Source organism: Oricola indica (assembly GCF_965227485.1).
Classification (GTDB): domain Bacteria; phylum Pseudomonadota; class Alphaproteobacteria; order Rhizobiales; family Rhizobiaceae; genus Oricola; species Oricola indica.
On sequence record NZ_OZ245747.1, the window covers coordinates 3304458 to 3328412 of the forward strand.

Here is a 23955-nt window from a genome sequence, read left to right on the forward strand (position 1 = left end):
TCGCCGACCTGGCCTGTCCGCCGCCCCGCAAGAAGGTCGGGCTCAAGACGTGAAAAAAGCGGGAACGCCCACATCGACACAGTGGCTGTCCGCGCATTCCTCACTAAGCGAACCTTGACAATCTTGCCCGCATTTGCCGGATGAAATCGATGTGGACCAAACCGCCCGACCTGAAAGGCGTTCTCTTCGACAAGGACGGAACCCTTGTGGATTTCTCGCGCACGTGGACCGGGATCATCAAACGGTCGGCACGGATCGCATCGGCTGGCAACGTAACGCTGGAGCGTGAGTTGCTTGTGGCTTGCGGCACCGATCCGGCCACCGGGACCACTGCCCCGGACAGCCTGTTCGCTTCGGGCAACACCCTGGAAATCGCCGAACGGATGCGCCAGCTCGGCAGCCCCCTCACGGTGCCCGACTTGGTCCGGCAGATGGATGAGCTGTTCGTCAGCGGCAGCAGCGACGCCGTGGCCATCACGGACCTGGCCGATGTGTTCGAGAAGATCAAAAGCCTCGGATTGCTTATCGGCATTGCGTCGAGCGACAACGAGGCCTCGATCCGCATCACGCTCGAGGCTCTGGGCATCGCCGGAACTGTGGATTTCGTCGCGGGATACGATAGCGGCCACGGCGTGAAGCCCGAACCCGGCATGGTCCGCGCATTCTGCGCCCATGCCGGCTGCACTCCGTCTCAAGTCTTGCTCGTGGGTGACAATCGTCATGACCTCGAAATGGGACGGGCGGCGGGATGCGGAGGAAATATCGGTGTTCTGTCGGGCACCGGGACCGCCGCCACGCTGGAAACTCTGGCTGACGTGCTGTTGTCCGACGTCGGCAAATTGCCGGATCTGCTGTTCGACAATGGCCGGTCGCGAAGCGTGCCGAATGGCGAAATCCACGACAAAACAGGGCATTGACCACGACGCGGTTGCCTATACAGCTTGCCAAGCTCTCCAGTTATGCACCAAACTGTCCAACGGCTGGTGTCGCAGCAATCGATTATTCCCTCGCGAACGCCGCCATGGGAATGGTCGATATTGAGCCAACCGCTCAAATCGCTGGTTAAGCCGGTGGCGTTTTCAGGACTGGTTCCCGAAAACAAATTCAAGAGGGAGTATCAATTATGGATGGCAGAGGCAGTTTGCGTGCAATGCTGGGCAATATCGCTCGCCCGATGGCGGGGATGTTCCTCGGCACAGCGCTTGTCTTGTCGCTTTCGGGCGTATCGCAGGCGGGAAAAATCACAGTTTACACCTCCTATGAAGAGGACGAACTGGCCGCGTTTCTGGACGCGATGAAAAATGACGTGCCGGACATCGACGTGGATGTCCTGCGGCTCTCCACCGGCGATCTCAGGGCGCGCATGCTCGCGGAAGCGAGCAATCCCAAGCATGATGTCATCTGGGGATGGGCGGCGACGTCCATGGTCGATCCGCGCATCGTGGAGATGCTCGAGCCCTATTCGCCGGCCGGCATCGACAAAGTGCCGGAGCGCTTCCGCGACAAGGACGGCTACTGGTTTGCCACCACGGGTTACATGGGCGCCTTTTGCGTCAACAACCCGGAGATGGAGAAAGACAATCTGGCGATGCCGTCTTCATGGCAGGACCTGATCAAGCCGGAATATGAAGGCAAGCTGGTCATGCCGAACCCGGCAAGTTCGGGCACGGGCTATCTTCATATCGCTTCGATCCTTCAGATGATGGGAGAAGAGGAAGGCTGGGCCTATCTCGACGCACTCGACAAGAACATGGATCAGTACATCAAGTCCGGCTCCAAGCCCTGTAATGCGGCGAGTGCCGGAGAAAACACGATCGGCATCTCGTTTGCCCTGCGCGCGATCAAGAATATCGACGAGGGCTATCCGATCACCATGGTTATCCCGAGCGAAGGCGCAGGCCACGAGCTGGAAGCCAACGCGCTGATGAAGACCTCCCAGAACATGGAAGACGCCAAGAAGTTCCTTGACTGGACGGTCTCCAAGGGTGCGGAAGCCGAATACAACAAGTGGAAGTCGATCGTGACCATGCAGGGCCGTGAAATGCCCGAGAAATTCACGGAAGCCGGCCTGCCGGACGACATCTCCACGGTGCTGTTCGAGGTCGATTACGCCTGGGCCGCCGAAAATCGCGATCGTATTATCGCCGAGTGGCAGAAACGCTACGAGAACTAGGTCAATTTGCGGGGCGGCGAGCAAGTCGCCCCGCTATTTCCATCGGGGTCTGACATGTTTTTGAGTCTGCGCGACGTCACCAAGCGCTTTGGTGCGGTGGTGGCGGTGGATCACGTCAATCTTGACCTTTCCGAGGGTGATTTCGTTTGTTTTCTCGGACCGTCGGGTTGCGGCAAGACGACATTGCTGCGCCTGGTCGCGGGCCTGGAATCGCCCGACGAAGGCGAAATCCTGCTTCAGGGCACCGACCTTGCCGGACTGCCGGCCCGCATGCGCAATTTTGGCGTCGTGTTCCAGTCCTATTCCCTGTTTCCCAACATGACGGTCGCCCGCAATGTCGCTTACGGGCTGGAGTGCCGAAAATGGGAGAAGGCGAGGATCGACTCGCGGGTCAAAGAAATGCTCGCGCTGGTGCATCTCGACAAACACGCCGAAAAGCTCCCGCATGAACTTTCCGGCGGCATGCAACAACGCGTCGCGCTTGCCCGCGCTCTCGCACCCGAACCGGCCGTTCTATTGCTCGACGAGCCCTTGTCGGCGCTCGACGCAAAGGTTCGGGAATCGCTGCGCGGAGAAATTCGCGAACTCCAGCAACGGCTGGGCATCACCACGATCATGGTCACGCACGACCAGGATGAAGCGATGGAGATGGCCGACAGTATCGTTGCGATGAATCGCGGCCGCATCGAACAGGTCGGCACGGCCGAAGACCTGTACTGGGAGCCGGAGACACGCTTCGTCGGCGAGTTTATTGGCCGGCTCAACCTGCTCGAGGCTCCCGCATTGCTCGCCGGTCTCGGTTCGCACGGACAAGACACGGTGCTGGCGATACGGCCGGAGCACGTGGCGCTTTCAAACGAAGGCGCGCACAGCGGAACGGTCCGCTCGGTCGCCTTCCTGGGCAATACCATGCGCCTCGGTGTCGAGGCCGCTGGTCAGGACCTCGAAATCGAGGTCCACGGCCGACGAAAGCGCCTGAATGTGGGCGAGACCGTGAATTTTGAACTGCCGGCCGATCGGGTCAGAAGGCTTGCGTCGTCTTCGGTATGAGTGTCTCTACGTCAACCCGGCATTCCCGCTTACCGGATTCGGACCGGATCTTCGCCTTCGCCATGATTGCGGCGACCGGCCTGCTGCTCGTCACCTTTGTTCTGGTCCCGTTATGGGCGATCCTGAAGAATTCCTTCGTGACGCCGGACGGCATCGGCCTGGACAATTTCGTGCGTTACTTCACGGATTCGCGCTTCGTCACGATCGTCGGCAACACGTTCGAGGTCGGGATCAGCGTCACCCTGACGACCATGGTGCTCGCTTACGGGTTCGCCTACGCGATCCAGCGCACCTGCATGCCTCTCCGGAATGTGCTCAGGATTGTCGCGCTTCTCCCGATATTCTCGCCCTCGCTTGTGCAGGCATTGGGGCTGCAGTTCCTTCTCGGCCGCAACGGGTTGGTCAATCGCACATTCGGCACGGAAATCGATATCTACGGATTTTGGGGCATCTACATTGCCGATGTCGTTTATGCCTTCCCGCACGCCTTCCTGATCCTGTCGACAGCGCTCGCCGTTGCGGATGCGCGGCTGTATGAATCCGCGGAGAGCCTGGGCGCCGGGGCGTGGCGAATCTTCAGGACCGTGACGCTGCCGGGTACGCGCTACGGTCTCGCGTCAGCCGGATTCGTCGTGTTCACTATCGTCATCACCGATTTTGGCAATCCCGTCGTCATCGGTGGCAATTACTCGGTGCTGGCCGTCGAAATCTACAATCAGGTTTCAGGCCAGGCGAATTTTGCCATGGGCGCCGTGATCGGGGTGCTTCTCCTCCTGCCGGCCGCGCTGGCCATGATCGGCGAGAAGTGGATCTCCCGGCGGCACTTCGCATCCGTCACCGCGCAATCCGTGCCGCTCGCGCCTCAGCCGAACCGCGCGCGCGATACGGCCTGGCTGATATACTCGCTGCTTGTTGCCGCGGTCATCCTGTCGCTGGTCGCCATCGTGATCTATGCGAGTTTTGTCAGGCTCTGGCCCTACAACCTCTCGTTTTCGCTGCGTCACTACGAATTCGATGTTCAAAACGGCCTGCAACCCCTGTGGACGAGCATTCAGGTCGCAATCCTGACTGCGGTTATCTCGATGGTTTTCGTAACCGGCGCGGCCTATGCCAACCACGCATTTCCGATGCGCGCGAGCCGGGTTCTCTATTTCCTCGCCATTCTTCCGGCCGCTGTGCCCGGAATGGTGCTCGGCCTGGGCTACATTCTTGCTTTCAACACGCCCGGCCAGCCAATCTACTGGATGTATGACACCATCCTGATCATCGCCTTTTGCAACGTCTATCACTATCACGCTCAGGGCTTCCTGCTGGCGACCACCAATATCAAGCAGATAAGCTCGACATTCGACGAGGCCTCGGCGACCCTTGGCGCGACCAAGCTGAAGACGGTATGGCGGGTGACGCTTCCGATAATCTGGCCGACGGTGCTGGCGGTTGGCGTCTTCTTTTTCATGCGCGCCATGGTGACGCTGTCGGCGGTCATCTTCCTGATCAGCCCGTCGACCCAACTCGCCGCCGTTTCAGTGCTCTATCTTGATGATCGCGGCGCGCTCAACCAGGCAGCGGCCTTCGCCGTCTGTATCATGGCGACCGTCGTTGCGTTTCTTGTTCTTGCGCAGATCGCATTGCGTGTTGCGGGCATTCGCGGCGTCAGCCTGGTGCGCTGATTCAGCTGCAAGACACGTGCTTCACCTTCTGCGACGGACGGCGCATGGCGGATGGCGAATTCGCGCGCTGAACGGCCCGCGATGGCGAAACGGCGCGCATTTTCGACCAATCTCATACGGTAAAATATTACCGTATTTTCAACCCATTGTTTTTTATGGCTTTTTCGATAATCTCCGACTTTTTCTCGCTTGACCGCCCCGTGAATTCCCTCTAATGCACCCGCAATCGCGCATGGACACGTCCGGCGCGGTTTGTTTTTGACGGGTCTTCCCGGCAATCCAAGCAACAAGAAAAGCCCGTTCCGGCATGCCGGTCCGGGATCGAACCAAGGAAGAAATCCCATGCGGACATTCTCGCAGAAGCCCGCGGACGTAGAGAAGAAGTGGGTGCTGATCGACGCCGAAGGTCTGGTCGTCGGCCGTCTCGCCTCCATCATCGCCATGCGTCTCCGCGGCAAGCACAAGCCCAGCTACACCCCCCATGTCGATGACGGCGACAACGTCATCGTGGTCAATGCCGACAAGGTCGTGTTCACCGGCAAGAAGCGCTTTGACAAGAAGTATTACTGGCACACCGGCCATCCGGGCGGCATCAAGGAACGCACCGCCGAGCAGCTTCTCGACGGACGCTTTCCGGAGCGCGTCGTGGAAAAGGCCGTTGAGCGCATGATCCCGCGCGGCCCGCTCGGCCGTCGCCAGATGAAGAACCTGCGCGTTTACGCCGGCACCGACCATCCGCACGAGGCACAGCAGCCCGAAGCGCTGGACATCGCCGCCCTCAATTCCAAGAACAAGAAAGTGGCCTGATCACCATGGCTGAATTGAACTCTCTCGAAGAACTCGGCGAAGCAACCGGCGCGGTCGCTGCCGAAGACACGCAGGAAGCTCCGGTGCATGTCCAGAAGCTGGACGCACAGGGCCGCGCCTACGCCACCGGCAAGCGCAAGAACGCGGTCGCCCGCGTCTGGATCAAGCCGGGCACCGGCCGCATCACCGTCGGCGGCAAGGACTTCACCGAATATTTCGCGCGTCCGGTCCTGCAGATGATCCTGCAGCAGCCGATCCTCGCGGCCAACCGCACCGGCCAGTACGACATCGTCGCCACTGCAACCGGCGGCGGCCTGTCGGGCCAGGCGGGCGCCGTGCGTCACGGCATCTCAAAGGCCCTTACCTATTACGAGCCGGAGCTGCGCACTGTCCTTAAGAAGGGTGGCTTCCTGACCCGCGACAGCCGCGTCGTCGAGCGTAAGAAATACGGCAAGGCGAAGGCCCGCCGCTCCTTCCAGTTCTCGAAGCGGTAATTGGAAATTCAAATTCTCTAATCTTTTCAAGGGGGCTTGTTCGCAGGCCCCCTTTTTTGGTGTTTGCAGAATCTGAACAGAGCTTTGAATTCGCAGTCATTCCAGTTTACCCTTCTCGACATTGCAGACACACAAAACAATAAGGTCTGATGTCAGGACAGGATCGGCACGAGTTGCGTGATGGACGAGTTGTCGTCTACCTGAGGGACGCTAGCCCCTATTATCAAATGCGCCTAAAGATTCATGGCGTTTCGGGCTACATCACGCGATCGACGAAGTGCCGTTCGCTGCCTGAGGCACTCGTAGTCGCGAGTGTAACGTATGACGATCTCCGCTACAAAGCGCAGCATGGGCTGGACGTTAAGCCGCATACGTTCGAGTCTGTCTGGAAGCGTTGGTATGAGGCGCATAGGAACGTGCTCTCTATCCATCGGATTCGGTACCTCCAAGGTACCTCTGAGTGAATAGCCCCTGGATTCGTAGACGCCTTCTTCTCTAATTTTGAGGCAAGGAGGGCATGATGGGCAAAGCCAATTTCGGCGACGAGTTCAAATGGGACGCGCTCGCGCAGATCACCGAGCGAGGCTATCCGGTCGCGGAGGTGTCGGAGTGGCTGTCCCAGGATCTGCTTACGAGTTCACCTGCTCGGTAAGCTGCAACTGGCTTGCTGAAATAGAAGCCCTGGCCGACATCAACCCCCTTGTTGATCACCATCTGGGCTTGATCAAAAGTTTCGATTCCCTCGGCAGTAATGGAAAGGCCCAAATTCTGAGCGAGCTCGACAATCATATCCAATATCGGTGTGCCTTGTTGTGAGGCGGCGCTACCACTGACAAATGAGCGGTCGATCTTGAGGCGCGTGAATGGCAGCTTGGACAACAACGCGAGGGAGGAATACCCAGTCCCGAAATCATCAATGGCAACGCCGACCCCTAAGTCTCTCAGGGCGGAGATTCGCCTCATCGCCACTTCTGAATCTCGGGGGAGTGCGTTCTCGGTGATTTCAAGTTCGAGTCGATTTGGAGACAAGCCAGTTTCGCCAAGGATCCGTGCGACCGCAATCGGGAAGATCGGGTCTTCTAGCTGTAACGGCGAAACATTTACGCCGACAAATGGGTAAGGCGATGACCACGCGGTTGCGGCGGCGCAAGCCTTTCTCAAGACCTCTTCGCCGATTTCCATGATCTTTCCAATTTCTTCGGCCAACCCGATAAATTGATCAGGTTGAATGAGGCCCTCCTGTTTTCGATGCCATCGGGCAAGTGCTTCGAAACCAGATGTCTGCCCTGTCTTCAGATCGACAAGTGGCTGAAAATGGCACTCAATCTCTCCATCGCGCACCGCTGTTTCAAGTCCCTGAATACGACGGTTTCGCTCTGAATGCTCGGCTCCCAGCTGCTCATCGAACCAACGTACTCTAATATCAGTGGTTCGTTCCGCGACGTCGAGAGCATGGCCGCTGTTGCGCAGCAGTGCGGCTGCATTGCCGCTTTCGCCGGTGCTTGTGACGCCTCCGACCTGCACGCGCAATTTGACCGTACCGGATGGCAATGACACCGGTTCCAGAAGCTTCCGTAGAACATCCCTTACACGGCGCCTCGCTTCTTCCTGCGATACCGTCGACGAGGCAGCAATCGCAAAAACATCGGTGGCGATGCGAGCGGTCAGCGTCATTGGCAAATCATGCAAACGATTGCTGATCGACCGTATTAGGGGGAGGTCCTCGATTGTTTCAGCGTCTTCTAAGAGCCGGTCCAGTTCAAGTAGCCTTACCTGTACAATTGCGATCCATCCCGTGAATTGTGGTTGTTCAATAATGCCTTCGATCTGCGAGACAAAGAAATCTTGATTGGCAAGCCCGGTAGCGGGATCATACCGCAGCAACTGGCTAACCCGTTCTTCAGCCTTGACTTGTTCGTCAATGTCCAATGCAACGCCAATCACACGATCCGGAAGCCCGTCGGATGTAAAGACAACGTTCCCACGGGTGTGCACCCAACGATAAAGGCCGTCTTCGCAACGAACGCGAATTCTGGCGTCGAAGAGTTCCTTGCCTCCCGAGTAGATAGCTTGTTGCAGTCTACGATCCACGACATGCCCGTCGTCCGGGTGCCGTCTCACCCGCCATTCCTTGAACGTCAGATGGTAGTCGGGTGGCAGGCCCAAGCGCTCGATCAGTTCTTCCGAGACGTATGCGAGCGTCTCGTCATTCCTATTCAGGTCAAGTTCCCAAATGCCGCCACCTGCACTGGTCAGCGCCAAATGGAGACGACGCTCGCTTTCTTGGGATGTTTCGTAGGCGGCATAGATACCCCTCCAGGCCGCTCTCAGCACAAAGAAGATGAGTAGCGAGGTTGCCGCGACGAACAACCAACCCTTGTAGGTTTGTAATTCCTGATATCGCTCAAAACCACCGGCGATACGCACCAACGCTTTATCGCTGTAGAGTATCCACAAAACGCTTACCAACAGTTATCCGCCAGCGAACAATTGAGGCATTTGTTTAAATAGGCCGTCGGATCTGGCTATGAGCCTGCTTTGTTTCCATCGCTCGTAAGGCATTTTGCGTCTCTGCGATTCTACCCTCGCCATTCAGGCTCTCCGATCTTGCTGACCGGTGCTGGTTCCATCTCGACGCGATTGCGTCCCTTGCTCTTGGCGCGATAGAGGGCTTTGTCGGCACGGTTTAACAGTGCTGCCATATCGTCTGACTGATGTAACTCGGCGACACCGATACTCATCGTGCAGGTGATGGTTTGATCCTGCCACGGCACTGCGAGTTCCTCCACGGTTTGCCGAAGCCGCTTCGCCAGATCTTCTGCGTCATGTAGCTGAGTTTCCGGTAAAACAACGAGGAACTCCTCGCCGCCGGTTCGGCCGAAAAAGTCGAAATCGCGAATCTCTCGGTTTATCCGCGCAGTGAGCGCTTTAAGCACCTCATCCCCGGCAGAATGACCTTGGGTATCGTTGATAAACTTGAAGTGGTCGATGTCCATCGCCAGAACAGAAACTGGACGCTGGTAGCGTTCGTGCTTACACAGCTCTTCATTCAGTACCTCCAAGATCCGCAATCGGTTAGGGATATCGGTTAGGGGGTCGTGTGTCGCTGCGTGGTGAAGGTCTCGTGAGAGTTTAAACGCGGTTCTTTGGGTTTGATCGACGAAGTAGCCAATAGCAACGACACCTGCCGCAGCGGTCGCCAGGAGTACGCTTTCAGACATCACCGAACGCGGGCTATCTCCCGAAAGAAGCTCAAGCGTTGTCGGTAGGATGAACAAAATTGTCGCGACAAAGATCAGATCATGGAAGCGTTTGACCGTCATAACGAACACCAACGCTGTAATCGCCTGTGCTGCCACCAACCAAAAGTCCGTGGCGCTCCCCAGCAATTGCGCGATACTTGTGTTGGCGACACTTGCAAGAATGGCCATCAGGATCGCGATTAGTGTGAGACTGATATCCTTGATCAGGAACATCACGCAGGCGACGCCGATGAGAATACAAGAAGTTGAGACGCGAACGCGCAAAAGAGCATCGATATTGTTGGTGGTAAGCGTATAATCTCCCATGTGATTGATCAGATAGGAGAGCGCGCCGAATACCAGCGCCCAACATATCAAATGGCGGCTATGTTGGTCCTGCCAAGCCCGGTAAGCTCTATCGGTTTCTTCATCGAACCGGATTGTCGTATCAACCAGTCCAATAGCTTCCGATCCATGCCGACTGGCACGGCTAGCTGGATTCGAGTGCATAATAGCCTCACGACGAAGCAACCTATTGTGTTACCGCAAGGTCACTCAAAATAGAAACATTCTGCTGCCGTTTACTTTCGGCAATCGGAAAAGCGTAACAAGCGAACGTGAATAATCTGTTTTATTAAATGGTTGATATTGGCCTAGCATAGCTACCCAGCTTAACTGTTCGTTTTCGATGTGGAATAACGTTTGATCTCAATGGCAATCCGCCCTGTACAACGTCGTTAGGATCGAAACCCAATCAGCTTATTGAGTGAACTCGCAAATCAGATTCAGAGCCTCTGGAAGTCCGTCTGGAGGTGATGGCTGACCCGAGAAACGTAGCCACACTCGACCTTCGGCAGTTGCGAGAAATCATTCCCTATTTAATCCGCAGCGAGAGATGGCGTGACATGCGTGCGGATACTGGTGGTGGAGCGATTTCGGAGTTTCTGGAAAGGGGCGCTGCAAAAATGTTTGCGAGGAGGCTACCTACATTCCTCCGAGAATAATTCTTTCGCTACTGGGAGACGAAAGAAAGCGCCTTTGGGTAGACAGAATAACAACATTTTTTAGAGTTCATAATAACCTATTGGTTTCATTGTTTAAATTTAGTTTCCAGTTCTCCAAGCGCTAATCCGCTTCGGACAATTGGCATCTGTCGAGGGGCGCTCCCGCAGCGCCCCTTTTTTATTGCACGCGCCCTACCCCGCGGATCGCACCGCTTCGGACCAGCCCCATGCCTCCAGCATCTCCAACACTGCACATGATTTGCGGCAAGGTCGCTTCGGGCAAATCGACTCTCTGCGCCGAACTCGGCCGGTCTCCACACACGGTAATCATCGCCGAGGACGACTGACTGGCGGCGCTCTTCGGCGGCGAGATGTCGTCACTTTCGGATTACGTGCGATGCGCCGCGAAACTGCGCGCAATCATGGGGCCTCACGTCACCGCGCTTCTCGCTTCGGGCCTGTCTGTAGTTCTCGACTTTCAGGCGAACACGGTGGAAAGCCGCGCCTGGATGCGCGGCATCGCCGAAAGCGCGAACGCTGCGCACATGCTGCATTTTCTCGACGTTCCGGACGTCACATGCAAGGCGCGGCTGAAAGCCCGTAACGCCTCGGGCGATCACCCGTTCTCGGTCACCGACGAACAATTCGAGCAACTATCGAAGCACTTCGTCGTCCCTTCGGACGCCGAGGGGCTGACCATTCAGCGCCACGGTTGACCCGGGCCCACCGTGGCTTTGATACGCGGCTCGCGCACGCCGCTGCATATTTGTTTTGCACAACCTCTGGGAATTGCCGCTACTGGGCGTAAAACAGGCATGCGCGACTCGGCGCATGATCACGGGAGGACCGGATGCCATATGCGGGTTCCCTGACGGGACTGTTCCGCAACCAGACGTTTCGCATGCTCTGGATGGCGTCGCTTGCGTCCAATTTCGGCGGGCTCGTGCAGGCCGTCGGCGCCGCCTGGATGATGACCGAGTTGACGTCGTCGGAAAGCATGGTCGCCCTCGTCCAGACCTCGATCACCCTGCCGATCATGATCTTCTCGCTGATCGCCGGCGTCTTCGCCGACAATTTCGACCGCCGCAAGGTCATGCTGGTCGCGCAGGGCTTCATGCTCGTGGTCTCGGTGATCCTGACCATCCTCGCGCTGGAGGGTTTCCTGTCCCCCTGGCTGCTGCTCTCCTTCACCTTCCTGATCGGATGCGGCACGGCGCTGCACAACCCGTCCTGGCAGGCGTCGATGGGCGACATCGTCACCCGCGATGAATTGCCGGCCGCCGTCTCGCTCAACTCGATGGGTTTCAACATCATGCGCTCGGTCGGCCCGGCGGCCGGCGGCGCGATCGTCGCCATCGCCGGCGCGGCGGCGGCCTTCGCGGTCAACGCGGCCAGCTATGTGGCGATCATCGCGGCGCTGTTCCGGTGGCACCCGTCGCTGCCGCCGAACAGCCTCCCGCGCGAACCGTTCGGCATCGCCTTCCAGGCCGGGCTTCGCTATGTGGCGATGTCGCCCAACCTGATGAAGGTCATCCTGCGCGGTTTCCTGTTCGGCGTCTCGGCGGTCGCGTTGCAGGCGCTGCTGCCCATCGTCACGCGCGAAAATCTCGGCGGCGACGCCTTCATCTTCGGCGTCCTGCTCGGCTGTTTCGGCTTCGGCGCCGTCGTCGGCGCACTCACCAATGCCGAACTGCGCTCGCGCTTCCACAACGAGAACATCACCCGGATCGGCTTTACCGGCTTTGCGGTCAGCACCTTCACCATCGCCGTCAGCCCCTATCTGGTCGTCTCGGCGGTCGCGCTGCTTCTGGCGGGCGCGTGCTGGGTGGTCTCGCTGTCGCTGTTCAACGTCACCATGCAGATGTCGACGCCCCGCTGGGTCGTCGGCCGCGCGCTCGCGCTCTACCAGACCGGCGTTTTCGGCGGCATGGCGGCGGGAAGCTGGCTTTGGGGTGCCGTGTCGGAGAGTTTCGGCACCAATAGCGCGCTGACCGGCGCGGCGATCGTCCTGCTGTTCGGCGCGGCCGTCGGCCGGTGGGCGCCCCTGCCCGATTTCGGCCAGCTCAATCTCGATCCGCTGAACCGTTTCACCGAGCCGCCGCTGCGTCTCGACCTGACCCAGCGAAGCGGGCCGATCATGATCATGATCGACTACGACATCGCGCAGGAGAACGTGCAGGAATTCCTCGCCGTCATGACGCTTCGCCGCCGTATCCGGATCCGCGACGGCGCGCAGCAATGGGCGCTGCTGCGCAACCTCGAGAACCCCGATATCTGGACCGAGAGCTATCACGTCCCCACCTGGGTCGAATATGTGCGGCACAATCAGCGCCGCACCCAGGCGGACGCCGAGGTCACCGAACGCCTGCTGGCGCTCCACAAGGGCCCCACCCCGCTTCACGTCCAGCGCATGATCGAACGCCAGACGGTCACCCCGCATGACGACATGCCCCGGCTGCGTGAAGAAGCACCCTGATCCGGCGCTCGCGAGGCCCGGTTTTGCACCGATGTGACAGTTCTGTGTCGCCGGAGCGCTCCACGGCCTGTTGCTGTGCAAAACACTTGCAACACACGAATTTCTCGTGTGTGAGTTCATGCATGACGGGCCTGTTATTGCGTGCCGCCCTTTTCGCCGTGCTGGCGCTCGCGGCGCTATATGAAAACGAGATCGCCTCCACGCTCTTCGCGGACCCCGCGGGCGGCGTCGCAACGGCCTTTTCCCTGACCGTTCGTTCCCTGACATGGCTTGCCGGCGCGCTGCTCGCCATCTCGGCGCTGGAGCGCTTCTTCTGGAACGGCGCGGTCGCCCGCCTGACGCGCCACCCGGTTCCGGCGCTTCTCAAGAGCGTGGTTGCGCTCATCATCCTGGTCGTGACGGCGACCTGCATCATCTCCTTCGTCTTCAAGCGCGACGTCACCGCCATCTGGGCGACATCCGGCGTCCTCGGGCTGGTTCTGGGTTTCGCGCTGCGCAACATGATCCAGGACATCTTCACCGGCATCGCGCTCAATCTCGACGGCTCGATCCGTGAAGGAGACTGGATCGCGTTGCATCACCGGGATTTCATGGCCGAGCAATATGGCAAGATGCTCGATATCGGCTGGCGCGTCTGCCGCATGCAGCTCGAGAACAACAATGTCGTGGTGATCCCCAACGGCATGCTCGGCATGATGGCGATCACCAATTTCGCCCACTCCGACCATGTCAGCCGGATGCAGACGGAAATCGTGATCGATTTCGACGTTCCGCCCGACCGGGCGCGCCGCATTCTGCTGGCCGGCGCAAGGGCGGCAGCGACCGAGAAAGGCATTCTCGACCATCCTGAACCCACCGTGCTGATCGGCGAGCCCGCCGATCACGGCGTCTGCTACATCATCCGGTTCTGGGGCAAGGTCGATGAACGTTCGCCTTCGGCGTTGCGCGACGCGGTGATGGCGCATCTGCTCCGCCAGTTGCACATCGCCGGCCTGACGCCCGCGCTTCCCAAGGAGGATGTCTTCCTCGACCGGCGGCCAAAGCGGTTGCTCGACCATGGTGGCGAGGACGACCGGATCGAGATCCTGTCGCGCATCGACCTGTTTTCAGGCGCGCTCGAAAGGGACGAACTCGCAGGCATGGCGCGGGCGGCCAAACTCCGGGAGTTCCCCGCCGGCGAAGCCCTCGTTCGCCAAGGCGAGGACGGCACCTCGCTCTATGTTGTCGCCGAAGGCATTCTGGATGTGCATATCGACGGGCCGGACGGAACCGCGGTGAAGGTCGGCCACGTCCTCGCCGGGGAAATCTTCGGCGAGATGTCCCTGCTGACCGGCGCGCCGCGATCGGCGTCGGTCACCGCCGCGACCGGCGTCGTCGTTTTCGAGGTCACGCGCGACCAGTTCGAGGCGGTCCTGAACGACCGGCCGGAGATCGCCGGGGAGATCAGCCGGCTCGTCGCTCGGCGTCAGGCCGCGACGGTCGGGGCTGCCAACGCCGACGAACCCGCCGATATCGAGAGAGAGGAACGCCTGCTGCGACAGCGCATCCTCGACAACATGGCCAAGGTGTTCTCCGGTCTGCGCGGCAAGGCGGCGCAATCGCAGTCCGCCGCCCGGGCCTGAGCGCTGCCGCGAGGCCTTTATCCGGCCCCGCCTTTGCGCTACCAGACAAACCGTTCAATACGCGGGTTCAGTCATGCCATCGAAGTCCATCGACAACGCCTTCACCGCGCGCAGCCTCACCGGCGCCGCCACCGACCCGACCCATGCCGGGGCGCTGTCCTTCATGCGGCGCAAATACACCAAGTCGCTGAAGGGTGCGGACGCTGTCGTCTGGGGCATTCCCTTCGACGCCGCCGTCTCCAACCGGCCGGGCGCCCGCTTCGGCCCGCAAGCGATCCGGCGCGCCTCGGCGATCATGGACAACGACCCGCAATATCCGTTCGAGCGCGATCTCTTCGAGGAGATGGCGGTGATCGACTATGGCGACTGCCTGCTCGATTACGGCAATCACCAGAAGACCCCCGCGACCATCGAGCGCGAGGCCGCGAAGATCCTGAAATCCGGCGCGTTCCTGGTCACGCTCGGCGGCGACCACTATGTCACATGGCCGCTTCTCAAGGCGCATGCGGCGAAGCACGGAAAGCTGGCGCTGATCCAGTTCGATGCGCATCAGGACACCTGGTTCGACGACGGCAAGCGCATCGACCACGGCTCCTTCGTCATCCGGGCCGTGCGCGACGAGGTCATCGATCCGGCGCACTCGATCCAGATCGGTATCCGCACCCATGCGCCCGAGGATTGCGGCATACGGATGCTGCACGGCCACCAGGTCGACGAGATGGCGGCGACCGCGATCGCCAACGAGATCCGCATGCGCGTCGGCGACATGCCCTGCTACATCACGTTCGACATCGATTGCCTCGATCCGGCCTATGCGCCGGGCACGGGCACGCCGGTCGCTGGCGGCCCGTCCTCTGCCAAGATGCTCTCGGTTCTGCGCCAGCTCGGCGATCTCGACATTCGCGGCGCGGATATCGTCGAGGTTGCGCCGGCCTATGATCATGCCGATATCACGGCAATAGCCGGTGCCGCCGTGGCGCAGCACTATCTCGGCCTTCTGGCCGAGAAGCGCGCCCGACGATAGGCCCTGCCCGCGCCCGACCTTTCAACCGACAGACAGACCATGATCATGAAACCGAAACTCTATATCGACGGCGAACACGGAACCACGGGCCTGCAGATCCGGCAGCGGATCGCGAAGCGCGACGACCTCGACGTCCTCTCCATCCCGGAGGCCGAGCGGCGCAACCAGTCGATGCGCGAGCAGCTTCTCAGGGAAGCCGATATCGCGATCCTCTGTCTGCCGGACGACGCTTCGCGCGAGGCCGTCTCGATGATCGGCGACGCCGGCACGCGCGTCATCGACGCGTCGACCGCCTTCCGGACCGCCGAAGGCTGGACTTACGGCATGGCCGAGCTCGATGCCGGGCAAGCCGGAAAGATCGCCTCGGCGCAGTTCGTCGCCAATCCCGGCTGCTGGCCGCAGGGGCCGATCGCCTCGCTGCGCCCGCTGGTGAAAGCGGGTCTGATCCCGGCGGACTACCCCGTCACCTTCACCGGCATCACCGGCTATTCCGGCGGCGGCAAGGCGATGATCGCCGATTACGAGGCACAAGGCGAAAGCGCGCCGGAGTATCTCCCCTACGGACTAACTTTGTCGCACAAGCATTTGCCGGAACTGAAGAAAAACGCCCTGCTCGACCGCGACCCCCTGATGGTTCCGGTCGTCGGCGATTTCGCACAGGGCATGGTCACCATGGTCCCGCTGCAACTCGGCGCGCTCGCCACCGTGCCGACGGGCCGGCAGATCCACGAAGCCATCGCCGATCATTATGCGTCGCTCAAGGAATGCGTCATCGAGGTCGCGCCGTTCGAGAAACTGGAACGCGTCCCCGACCTCCAGCCCGAGGCGCTGAACGGCACCGACGGCATGCGCCTCCACGTCTTCGCGAATGACGACCGCGCCCAGGCCGTCCTGATCGCCGTCTACGACAATCTCGGAAAGGGCGCGTCGGGCGCTGCGGTGCAGAACCTCAATCTGATGATCGGCGGATGAGCACGCGCAAGGAATAGCCCGCGGGCGGCTGGCGAAATATCGCCAATCGACCGCGGGCGAGAAATGCGCCTTGAATAAACCGCAATACCGATCTACAAGGACACATCGTTCTTTTGGCCAGCTTTGGCTTTTCGCGGCGTCAGTGCTTTCGACCCGCCATTCTTTCCAAATCATCGATATTTGATCGCGTCCGCACGCTGCGGCGCGGCGACTTACTTTTGGGAACTACAAAAATGCAGACTGGTACAGTTAAATTCTACAACGGCCAAAAGGGCTTTGGCTTCATCACTCCGGAAGATGGCGGCAAGGACGTCTTCGTCCACATCAGCGCGCTGGACCGCGCCGGCATGGGTGGTCTCGTCGAAGGCCAGAAAGTCGGCTTCGAGCTGGAAAGCGGACGCGATGGCCGCACCAATGCGGCAAACCTTCAGGCTCTCTGATTTTGCGCATGGTCCCGGACATCCGCCGTCTCACGATGCCGATGTCCGGAACCTGACGTCTTATGAAGCGGGGAATGATCCCCGCTTTTTTTGTTTCGGAGAGACCCCTATGTCCACTCATCGATTCGCATTCGGCGACGTCGTTTCCATCCAGGGCCGAGCGCTGGTCAAACGCCCCGATTCCTTTGAAATCGTGGCCTTGATGCCGCCCCGTGACGGAGTCGTTCAGTACCGGATCAAGAGCGACAGCGAGCAGTTCGAGCGCGTCGTCCGGGAAGACGATCTCGCGCTTTCATTTGACGGCCATCCGGCCGAAAACACCAATTTCGCCGCGCAACCGCGGAACTGATCGGCGCGAAGCGTCGCAAAGAAGGGTATCGCCATGCAGGTTCTCGTCCGGGACAACAATGTCGATCAGGCTCTCCGGGTCCTGAAGAAAAAGATGCAACGCGAGGGCTTGTTCCGCGAATTGAAGGCCCGCCGCTCCTACGAAAAGCCGTCGGAAAAACGCGTTCGCGAGAAGCAGGAAGCCGTTCGCCGCAGCCGCAAGGCAGCGCGCAAGCAGGCACAGCGAGAAGGCCTGATACCCGGGCCGAAGCGCAAGCCGCGCCCGACGGACCGTCCCTCCGCCCGGTAGATTTCAACATGCGATCGACAAAGCAGACCCTGTTCAAGCCGACGCGGGCGGAATCCAAACTGTCCACGACCGACACGGCGGCTCGGCTGATCGTTCGCAAGGAGACCGAAGCCAGGTCTGAAAAATCCCGTCGCCTCCGCGAAATGCGGCTGGCGAAGGAAGCCGCGCTTCCCGATGAAACGGCCGCTCCCGCAAAACCCGTTAAAAAGAAAACCCGGGCGCCTCGCCGCGCTGCCGGGTAACGCTACGCGTCCCGTACAGGCCTCGCCCGGCGATACGGCGAAAATCAGCTAAAAATCGTCCCTTGAGAGGACATAGACGGACCGTCGCCCGTGGCCATAGGCATTTCGGGCAGCGCCATGGATCACCTCCAGTTTCGAGGTGAACACGGTCATATAGTCGGTTTCGCCGTGTTTTCCGTCATATCCCTCCTCGAAAAACGCGTCGAGATCGATGCGGAATGAGACGGCTTGCGTCCCATCATGCGCGACGAAACGCATCTGTCGGCGCGTGTGGTCGAAATAGCTCATGTCCTCCAGGAAGCACAGCGTCATGGGTCGTCCTGGCGCGACGGATCCCGATCCGTCATTTCTTTCCTGCGGAAGGCGTAACGGACTTGAACGGCGTAAAGCTGCCCATCGCGGGCACAGCCTCTTTGACCGGCTTTTTCTGTTTTGGTTTTCGAAGCTCGCGGTTCCCGCGTTTCTGGCCCTTTGCCATGATCGTTTTCCCGTCGGTTTGAGTGTGTGAGATCAATTGGCGCCAGCGGTCACCCGCTCGCGGTCGAGTTCCAGCGCCGCGTTCAGTTCCGCGTAATCGATCGGCACCATTTGCTGGCTGCTCGATCCGTGTTTCGGCAGGGGGAGATAGATGAATGCGGCTGTGCGTTGCCAGGCGATCCAGCTCAGCCCTTCGATGATCTCGTCATCCTCGGCGATGCTGTATTCGCCTGCCGGTTGAACGCCATCGACCCCGCTCAGCGAAAAGGGAAAATGGAAGGAAACGATGGAATGGCGGGTTCGGGTATGCATCGACGCTCCTGCACTGCGGCAATCCGCATTGGTCGCATCGTCAGTCGCCGATGCTGCGCAGGAAATCGTGTTACGCCGCTCCCATCCTGATGGTGGGCGGTGCTTGTCGCGTATAAGGGGACACCATGGTCCCTCATTGAGGCTTATTGGAGGCGGGTTCGGATGAATTCGGCGCCTGCATTCAGGGCCGATGAACGCGACCGGCATCTTTCGCCCGCGTTGAGCTGAGCCCATTTCGAATCTTGTAAATCGCGGCGTGGAAACCGCCCGCGCGTCGCGGGCGGCTCCGCCTGCGTTTCCTACTCGGTGAGCACGAAGCTGACCTTCATGTTGACCCGATACTCGTCAACCTTGCCGTCACTGACGCGGGCCTTGACGTCCTGGACCCAGACCTGTTCGACCTTCTTCAAGGTTTCGGAAGCGCGCGCGACGCCATTCTCGATCGCGTTCTCGATGCTGGAACCGGAAGCATTGATTTCGGTGATACGTGCAACGGACATGTTTTCCTCCTGTGTCTATGAAGACCAATGAAGGAGGAAGCCGAACGTTCCACGCCGCGTGTGACATGATGTGCGTCTCCACGTTTCTCGCGTGATTCTTATCCACCGCCCCGCCCCTGCCCTTAGCCTGATCCGTCAAACGCAAAGGACGGCTTCACGTGGACTGGGCAGGCGCAATCGATCGGAACCGGGACGACCTTCTGGCGGTCGTCGCGCGCCTGTTCGCGCTGGCCAGCATCCGAACCGGGCGTTCGGTCATCATGATGCCGCGCTATCTGCGCATTCGCGTGTTGGCGATGCTGCGTCCCGCCGAATTCGCCGCGCGCAGGCTAATCGCCATCGCGGCATGCAAGCTGGTGACAATGACCCTGCGTCGAGCCGAGAAGCCCGGGCGATGCCCATCCAAGACCGAGGATGACACGCGGGAGGGAGCATCGCGGCCGATCGCCAAGACCGCTCCAATCGGCTCTCTCTCCACCTTCCCCCTGTTCGATCCAATCAAACCCTCCCGCTATCCCTGGCTTGAGGACGGCGAGGCAGACGACGATGCAAAGCTGCCACGCGACAACGGACTTCGCCCGGACGATCCGGTCGATGCGCGCACGCTCTGCCGGCGCATCATCGCGCTGGAGCAGGCATTGCAGGATCTGGAAACCCACGCCGAACGCCTCGCCCGCTGGCGCGCGCGGCGTGACAGATTGTGGTCTTCATCCGAGGATCGGCCCCATCTCCGGCCCCGGCGCTTCAGCCCGATCCGGCCCGGCCGTCCGCCGGGCTGGCGAAAGCGACCGAAAACGCCGGTCGCCGAAGTTCTGAAGGAATGCGACGCGCTTGCCCGCGACGCCTGGAACACGTCGTGACCCGTCCCACCATCATGGCCAATTCAATCCGCCTTTTCGACAAGCGCGGAAACGACGACGCATGCCACCCTCCTTATCCTTCGCCCCGCCTGCGGGGAGAAGGTGGCCCGAAGGGCCGGATGAGGGGCATGGCGCGTCGTGCCGTCTCAGTCCCGCACGCCGACCATGTCCAGCCTATGCGGCGTGCCGTCGGAGAGCGGCAGCGGGCCTTTCAGGCCGCGCCAGTGGGCGACGGCGAAGCCAAGCACAACCAGCGCCGTTCCCTGGTGCAGCAGCGCCCAGCCGAGCGGCACATAGGTCAAGAGCGTGACGATGCCGAACACCGCCTGCAAGGTCACCAGTGCGAACAGCAGCACCGCGCGGCGCGCATGGGTCGAGCCCGGCGCATGGCGCAGCGACGCGATCATATGCATGCCCGCCGTCAGCCAGACGACATAGGCGAAGGTGCGATGGGTGAACTGGATGATTGCCGGCGTGTCGAAGACGTTGCGCCAGCCAAGCGCTGCGTCCCACTGCGAGGCCGGGAAGAAGCCGCCATCCATGGTCGGCCAGGAGTTGAAGACCAGACCGGCGTCGAGGCCGGCGACCAGCGCGCCGAGATAGATCTGGAACAGCACCATCAGCGCCAGGATCGCCGCCATGCGGTCGGAGCGGTCCGTCGGCTTCAGATCGGAGGCATGCGGCGCGATCAGCCGCGCCACCCACACGATACTGGCAATGATGATGCTGGCCACCGTCAGATGGACCGCGAGCCGGTAGTGGCTCACATCCACCCGCTCGACCAGCCCCGAGGAGACCATCCACCAGCCGATAAAGCCCTGGAAGCCGCCAAGGCCGAGAATACCCAGAAGCGGCAGCTTTATGCGGCCGTCGAGACGGCCCGTCGCCCAGAAGAAAGCCAGCGGCAGGGCGAAGACGAGACCGACGCCGCGCGCCAGCAGCCTGTGGCCCCATTCCCACCAGAAGATGAACTTGAACTCGTCGAGCGACATGCCCTTGTTCACCTGCTCATATTCGGGAATCTGGCGATACTTGGCGAGTTCTTCCTGCCACTGCGCTTCGCCGATCGGCGGGATAACGCCGTGGATCGGCTTCCATTCGGTGATCGAGAGACCCGAATCCGTCAGCCGCGTCGCGCCGCCGACGATCACCAGCGCCACGAGCATCAGCAGCATGACGTAGAGCCACGCGCGGACCTGGGCGCGATTGCGCAATTCGCGCGTGTGCGCGTCGAGGGAGAGCGGCCGGCCGCTCCCGGTTGTGGTCAGGGTGGTGTCTGTCATGTGCGATGCCTGTCTGCGAGACACATAAATCCACTCCCGGCGCATGAAAAGCGGCTGAATGCCGCATGGGCGGGATTGGTTTTGGTGGCCGGAATGCTACATAGCCCGCCTGTCGACAAAGAAACACGCCCAATGCCCCACCGTCTGAAAAAATTCATCGGCATGCTGATCCTGGTGGCCCTCGTGGTGATCTACGCGCTGGTCGCGACCACGGTGGCGACGTACCGCCTCGCCGAGAGCCCCTGGTACATCCATCTCGCCTTCTTCGCGCTGTCGGGTCTCGTCTGGGTCCTGCCGGCGATGGGCGTGATCAGCTGGATGGAGCGCAAGCCGAAGGGCGGCGACGCTACACGGTGACGAAGGTGCGGCCGCAATTGGCCGCCGGCACGGTTATGCCGCTCAGCATGGTCTCGACGTAACGAAGCCGCTGGTAATAGCCGTTGACCGAGATCCGCGGCAGCGCGAGCAGATTGTCGCCATGGGCGGGCCGCAACACGCCGTGCCGGGTGGTCACCGCGGTGGTGAACCCCGCCTCGCGCGCCAGCTCTACCTCGCGCGGGCCGACCGAGACGGCATTGCCGTAGGGATAGGCCATGTGGCGCGGCCGCTCGCCAAGCTTGTCGCCGATAACGTCGGCGGCGCGGGCGATCTCGTCGGCGGCGCGGTCGCGCTCCAGCCGGCGCAGGTGATAGTGGTTCATCGTGTGTGCGCCGATCGTCGCCAGCGGGTCGTCGGCCAGTCCCCGCAACTCCTCCCAGGTGAGCAGCGCCTCGCGCCGGTGTCCGTCCGCGTCGATCCCGTAGGTCACGCACAGGGACTGGACCAGTTCGCGCATGGCGTCCTCTTCGATCACCCGAGAGCCGTACTCCACCAGGTGGCCGAAGGCCTTATACTTCTGCGCAGGCGTCACGCAATCGAGCGTGACCGGTCCGGAGGGTGAGCCATATGTCAGCGTGTCGTTGTTCTCGATGATGATCTGGAGAAGTTCCCACCACAGGTCGCTGGTTCCGTCGGTCAGCCCCGGCGCGATATGAATCGCGTATGGCACGCCAAACTGCCGGAACACCGGTGCGGCGTGGTGAAGGTTGTCGCGGTATCCGTCGTCCAGCGATACCGCGAGGAACCGCTCGTCCGTGTGGCCGGCCTTCAGGCGGTCGGCCACCTCGTCCATGGAGACGAAACGCGCGCCCCGCTCCTGCAGCGCCTCGATCAGGTCTGCAAGGAAAGCCGGATCGACATGCAGTTCCCGGTTGAGCAGCACTTCGTCGCTGCGCGGGTGGACATGGTGCAGCATCAGGATCGCACCGACGCCGCCGAGCACGGGGTCCAGCAGCCCGGACAATCCGCTGTACCGTGCGCCGTTCATGAAGGCCTTGCGCATAAAGGTTTTGATAACCGACATCGAATTGTTGATTTCTGCTCTGCCCGGACCGGTCGCGACGAAGGGATTTCGAAACCCGACGCTGATAGTCCTGCCATCAAAGGATTGAGACATGGTTGATATCGGCACCGCTACGATCTCCACGACACGCACCGTGTCGGGTACAGCCGACCCGCGCGTCACCGTTCATGCCGGACGCGACGCGGCGCTGGCGGCGGTCGATGCGATACCCTCCGACGCGGTGTGCTCCGCCTATCAGCGCGCCGATTTCCTGCGCGCATGGGTCGGCCAATCGCCGCACGAGCCCGTCTTCGTCTCGCTCCGGCCCGCCAATGCCGGTCCTGTCCTGCTGCCGCTCGAACGCACCCAGTCCGGCAACCTCGCCTATCCCGGCGAGCGCCATGCGAACGGGAATTTTCCTGTCGGTCGCGCTGAGGATCTGGCGGCGCTGGCCGATCTCGGCGAAAGCCGGATCGTCTCGGCGCTGCGCGCCGCGGGGCTCGGCGCCGACGCCATCGTGCTCGAACGGCAACTGGCCGAGTGCGGCGGCGTGGCCAACCCGTTCGTGTTTTCCCGGTCGCATGTCAGTCCCAATCCGGCGCTGTCGCTGCCGCTCGAAGGCGGCTTCGACGCCGTTCTCAAGCGCCATAGTTCCAAACGCCGCCGCAAGCGTTTCCGCGGACAGGAACGACGGCTCGCCGAGATGGGCGGTTACCGTTTCGTCCCCCTCGTCGATGCCAACGACATCAACCGCACGCTCGACCGGTTTTCCGAGTTGAAGGCTAAACATTTCCAGCTCGCCGGCATTCACGACGTCTTCGCGGACCCGCATGTTCGCGGCTTCTTCAAGGATCTGTTCGCGGCCGGATTGAACGAGACACCGCCCTCGCGCGAGTTGAAGACCATCGAGGTCGGCGGCGTTCCGATCGCCATCATCGGCTGCACCGTCCATGACGGTTGCCTCACGGTCGAATTCGGAACCTATGCCACGGAATATTCGGAAATCGGCCCGGGCGACATGCTGTTCTTCCTGGCGATCCGCGAGGCCGCCGAACGCGGATTGGACCTCTTCAGTTTCGGTATCGGCGACGAGCCTTACAAGCGGGGCTGGTGCGAGATCGAGGCGCTTCAAAGCGATACGGTCATCGCATTGACCCTACGCGGCCGCGCCGTCGCGTCCGCCAAGGTCGCGCGCGGTGTCCTGGTGCGAACGATCAAGAGCAACAAGTTCCTCTGGACCGCCGTCAAGCAGATCCGCAAACGGATTGCCATACTGCGATAGACCGGAC

At 60.8% G+C, this 23955-nt stretch carries 25 protein-coding genes; 17 read left to right on the forward strand and 8 right to left on the reverse strand.

Annotation, left to right across the window (positions count from 1 at the left end; genetic code table 11):
* Window positions 1-149 precede the first annotated feature (149 nt).
* From ACQK2M_RS16620 to rpsI, 6 genes are all read left to right on the forward strand, one after another.
* Window positions 150-917, forward strand: coding sequence for an HAD family hydrolase (locus ACQK2M_RS16620; protein WP_425418703.1), 768 nt, complete (start codon window positions 150-152; stop codon window positions 915-917).
* Window positions 918-1123: 206 nt separating this feature from the next.
* A complete protein-coding gene (locus ACQK2M_RS16625; RefSeq protein ID WP_425418704.1) occupies window positions 1124-2173 on the forward strand; it encodes an ABC transporter substrate-binding protein in 1050 nt (349 codons plus the stop codon).
* Between the two features lie 54 nt (window positions 2174-2227).
* Window positions 2228-3223: an ABC transporter ATP-binding protein gene (locus ACQK2M_RS16630; protein ID WP_425418705.1), complete on the forward strand. Its 996-nt coding sequence runs from the start codon at window positions 2228-2230 to the stop codon at window positions 3221-3223.
* A gap of 62 nt (window positions 3224-3285) precedes the next feature.
* The gene (locus ACQK2M_RS16635) at window positions 3286-4893 is read left to right on the forward strand and encodes an ABC transporter permease subunit (protein WP_425418706.1); all 1608 of its coding nucleotides are present in this window, start codon (window positions 3286-3288) and stop codon (window positions 4891-4893) included.
* A gap of 342 nt (window positions 4894-5235) precedes the next feature.
* On the forward strand, window positions 5236-5700 hold the full coding sequence (gene rplM, locus ACQK2M_RS16640) for a 50S ribosomal protein L13 (protein ID WP_425418707.1): 465 nt from the start codon (window positions 5236-5238) through the stop codon (window positions 5698-5700).
* Window positions 5701-5705: 5 nt separating this feature from the next.
* Window positions 5706-6194, forward strand: a complete 489-nt coding sequence (rpsI, locus tag ACQK2M_RS16645; RefSeq protein ID WP_223476784.1) for a 30S ribosomal protein S9 — start codon at window positions 5706-5708, stop codon at window positions 6192-6194.
* A 585-nt stretch (window positions 6195-6779) separates the two neighbouring features.
* On the opposite strand, the gene ACQK2M_RS16650 is transcribed toward rpsI, so the two are convergent.
* Both ACQK2M_RS16650 and ACQK2M_RS16655 read right to left on the reverse strand, forming a co-directional pair.
* Window positions 6780-8621, reverse strand: a complete 1842-nt coding sequence (locus tag ACQK2M_RS16650) for a putative bifunctional diguanylate cyclase/phosphodiesterase (protein ID WP_425420067.1) — start codon at window positions 8619-8621, stop codon at window positions 6780-6782.
* Window positions 8622-8773: 152 nt separating this feature from the next.
* Entirely contained in the window at window positions 8774-9946 is a 1173-nt protein-coding gene (locus ACQK2M_RS16655) for a GGDEF domain-containing protein (RefSeq protein WP_425418708.1), read from the reverse strand.
* Window positions 9947-10787: 841 nt separating this feature from the next.
* On the opposite strand from ACQK2M_RS16655, the gene ACQK2M_RS16660 reads away from it, so the two are divergent.
* The 8 genes from ACQK2M_RS16660 (at window position 10788) to rpsU (ending at window position 17611) form a co-directional block, all read left to right on the forward strand.
* Complete coding sequence (locus tag ACQK2M_RS16660; RefSeq protein WP_425420068.1) at window positions 10788-11156, forward strand: AAA family ATPase; 369 nt, start codon at window positions 10788-10790, stop codon at window positions 11154-11156.
* 134 nt (window positions 11157-11290) lie between these two features.
* Window positions 11291-12916: an MFS transporter gene (locus ACQK2M_RS16665; RefSeq protein ID WP_425418709.1), complete on the forward strand. Its 1626-nt coding sequence runs from the start codon at window positions 11291-11293 to the stop codon at window positions 12914-12916.
* Between the two features lie 122 nt (window positions 12917-13038).
* The gene (locus tag ACQK2M_RS16670) at window positions 13039-14538 is read left to right on the forward strand and encodes a mechanosensitive ion channel family protein (protein ID WP_223476787.1); all 1500 of its coding nucleotides are present in this window, start codon (window positions 13039-13041) and stop codon (window positions 14536-14538) included.
* Window positions 14539-14611: 73 nt separating this feature from the next.
* Entirely contained in the window at window positions 14612-15562 is a 951-nt protein-coding gene (gene speB / locus ACQK2M_RS16675) for an agmatinase (protein ID WP_223476788.1), read from the forward strand.
* Window positions 15563-15607: 45 nt separating this feature from the next.
* On the forward strand, window positions 15608-16534 hold the full coding sequence (argC, locus tag ACQK2M_RS16680) for an N-acetyl-gamma-glutamyl-phosphate reductase (RefSeq protein ID WP_425418710.1): 927 nt from the start codon (window positions 15608-15610) through the stop codon (window positions 16532-16534).
* A gap of 233 nt (window positions 16535-16767) precedes the next feature.
* On the forward strand, window positions 16768-16974 hold the full coding sequence (locus tag ACQK2M_RS16685; RefSeq protein ID WP_223476790.1) for a cold-shock protein: 207 nt from the start codon (window positions 16768-16770) through the stop codon (window positions 16972-16974).
* Window positions 16937-17323 carry a hypothetical protein gene (locus ACQK2M_RS16690; protein WP_425418711.1) on the forward strand — a complete coding sequence of 129 codons (387 nt, stop codon included), beginning with the start codon at window positions 16937-16939 and terminating at the stop codon, window positions 17321-17323. The genes ACQK2M_RS16685 and ACQK2M_RS16690 overlap by 38 nt, the downstream gene beginning before the upstream one ends.
* Before the next feature lie 33 nt (window positions 17324-17356).
* Window positions 17357-17611, forward strand: coding sequence for a 30S ribosomal protein S21 (gene rpsU / locus ACQK2M_RS16695; RefSeq protein WP_223476792.1), 255 nt, complete (start codon window positions 17357-17359; stop codon window positions 17609-17611).
* A 290-nt stretch (window positions 17612-17901) separates the two neighbouring features.
* Here the strand turns inward: rpsU and ACQK2M_RS16700 are convergent, their stop codons facing one another.
* The 4 genes from ACQK2M_RS16700 to ACQK2M_RS16715 form a co-directional block, all read right to left on the reverse strand.
* Entirely contained in the window at window positions 17902-18165 is a 264-nt protein-coding gene (locus tag ACQK2M_RS16700) for a DUF1488 family protein (protein WP_425418712.1), read from the reverse strand.
* 31 nt (window positions 18166-18196) lie between these two features.
* A complete protein-coding gene (locus ACQK2M_RS16705) occupies window positions 18197-18331 on the reverse strand; it encodes a hypothetical protein (RefSeq protein WP_425418713.1) in 135 nt (44 codons plus the stop codon).
* A gap of 32 nt (window positions 18332-18363) precedes the next feature.
* Complete coding sequence (locus tag ACQK2M_RS16710; protein ID WP_425418714.1) at window positions 18364-18642, reverse strand: hypothetical protein; 279 nt, start codon at window positions 18640-18642, stop codon at window positions 18364-18366.
* 299 nt (window positions 18643-18941) lie between these two features.
* Complete coding sequence (locus ACQK2M_RS16715; protein WP_425418715.1) at window positions 18942-19142, reverse strand: dodecin family protein; 201 nt, start codon at window positions 19140-19142, stop codon at window positions 18942-18944.
* 158 nt (window positions 19143-19300) lie between these two features.
* Between ACQK2M_RS16715 and ACQK2M_RS16720 the strand changes: the two genes are divergently transcribed.
* Window positions 19301-20002 (forward strand): hypothetical protein, encoded by a 702-nt coding sequence (locus ACQK2M_RS16720; RefSeq protein ID WP_425418717.1) that lies wholly within the window; start codon window positions 19301-19303, stop codon window positions 20000-20002.
* Window positions 20003-20148: 146 nt separating this feature from the next.
* Here ACQK2M_RS16720 and ACQK2M_RS16725 read toward each other — a convergent pair whose 3' ends face one another.
* Complete coding sequence (locus ACQK2M_RS16725; RefSeq protein WP_425418718.1) at window positions 20149-21285, reverse strand: COX15/CtaA family protein; 1137 nt, start codon at window positions 21283-21285, stop codon at window positions 20149-20151.
* A gap of 132 nt (window positions 21286-21417) precedes the next feature.
* On the opposite strand from ACQK2M_RS16725, the gene ACQK2M_RS16730 reads away from it, so the two are divergent.
* The gene (locus ACQK2M_RS16730; protein ID WP_223476799.1) at window positions 21418-21642 is read left to right on the forward strand and encodes a DUF2842 domain-containing protein; all 225 of its coding nucleotides are present in this window, start codon (window positions 21418-21420) and stop codon (window positions 21640-21642) included.
* On the opposite strand, the gene ACQK2M_RS16735 is transcribed toward ACQK2M_RS16730, so the two are convergent.
* Window positions 21632-22687 carry a polysaccharide deacetylase family protein gene (locus ACQK2M_RS16735; RefSeq protein WP_425418719.1) on the reverse strand — a complete coding sequence of 352 codons (1056 nt, stop codon included), beginning with the start codon at window positions 22685-22687 and terminating at the stop codon, window positions 21632-21634. The genes ACQK2M_RS16730 and ACQK2M_RS16735 overlap by 11 nt on opposite strands.
* A gap of 91 nt (window positions 22688-22778) precedes the next feature.
* Here ACQK2M_RS16735 and ACQK2M_RS16740 point away from each other — a divergent pair, with 91 nt between their 5' ends.
* Window positions 22779-23948 (forward strand): GNAT family N-acetyltransferase, encoded by a 1170-nt coding sequence (locus tag ACQK2M_RS16740; RefSeq protein WP_425418720.1) that lies wholly within the window; start codon window positions 22779-22781, stop codon window positions 23946-23948.
* Window positions 23949-23955 lie beyond the last annotated feature (7 nt).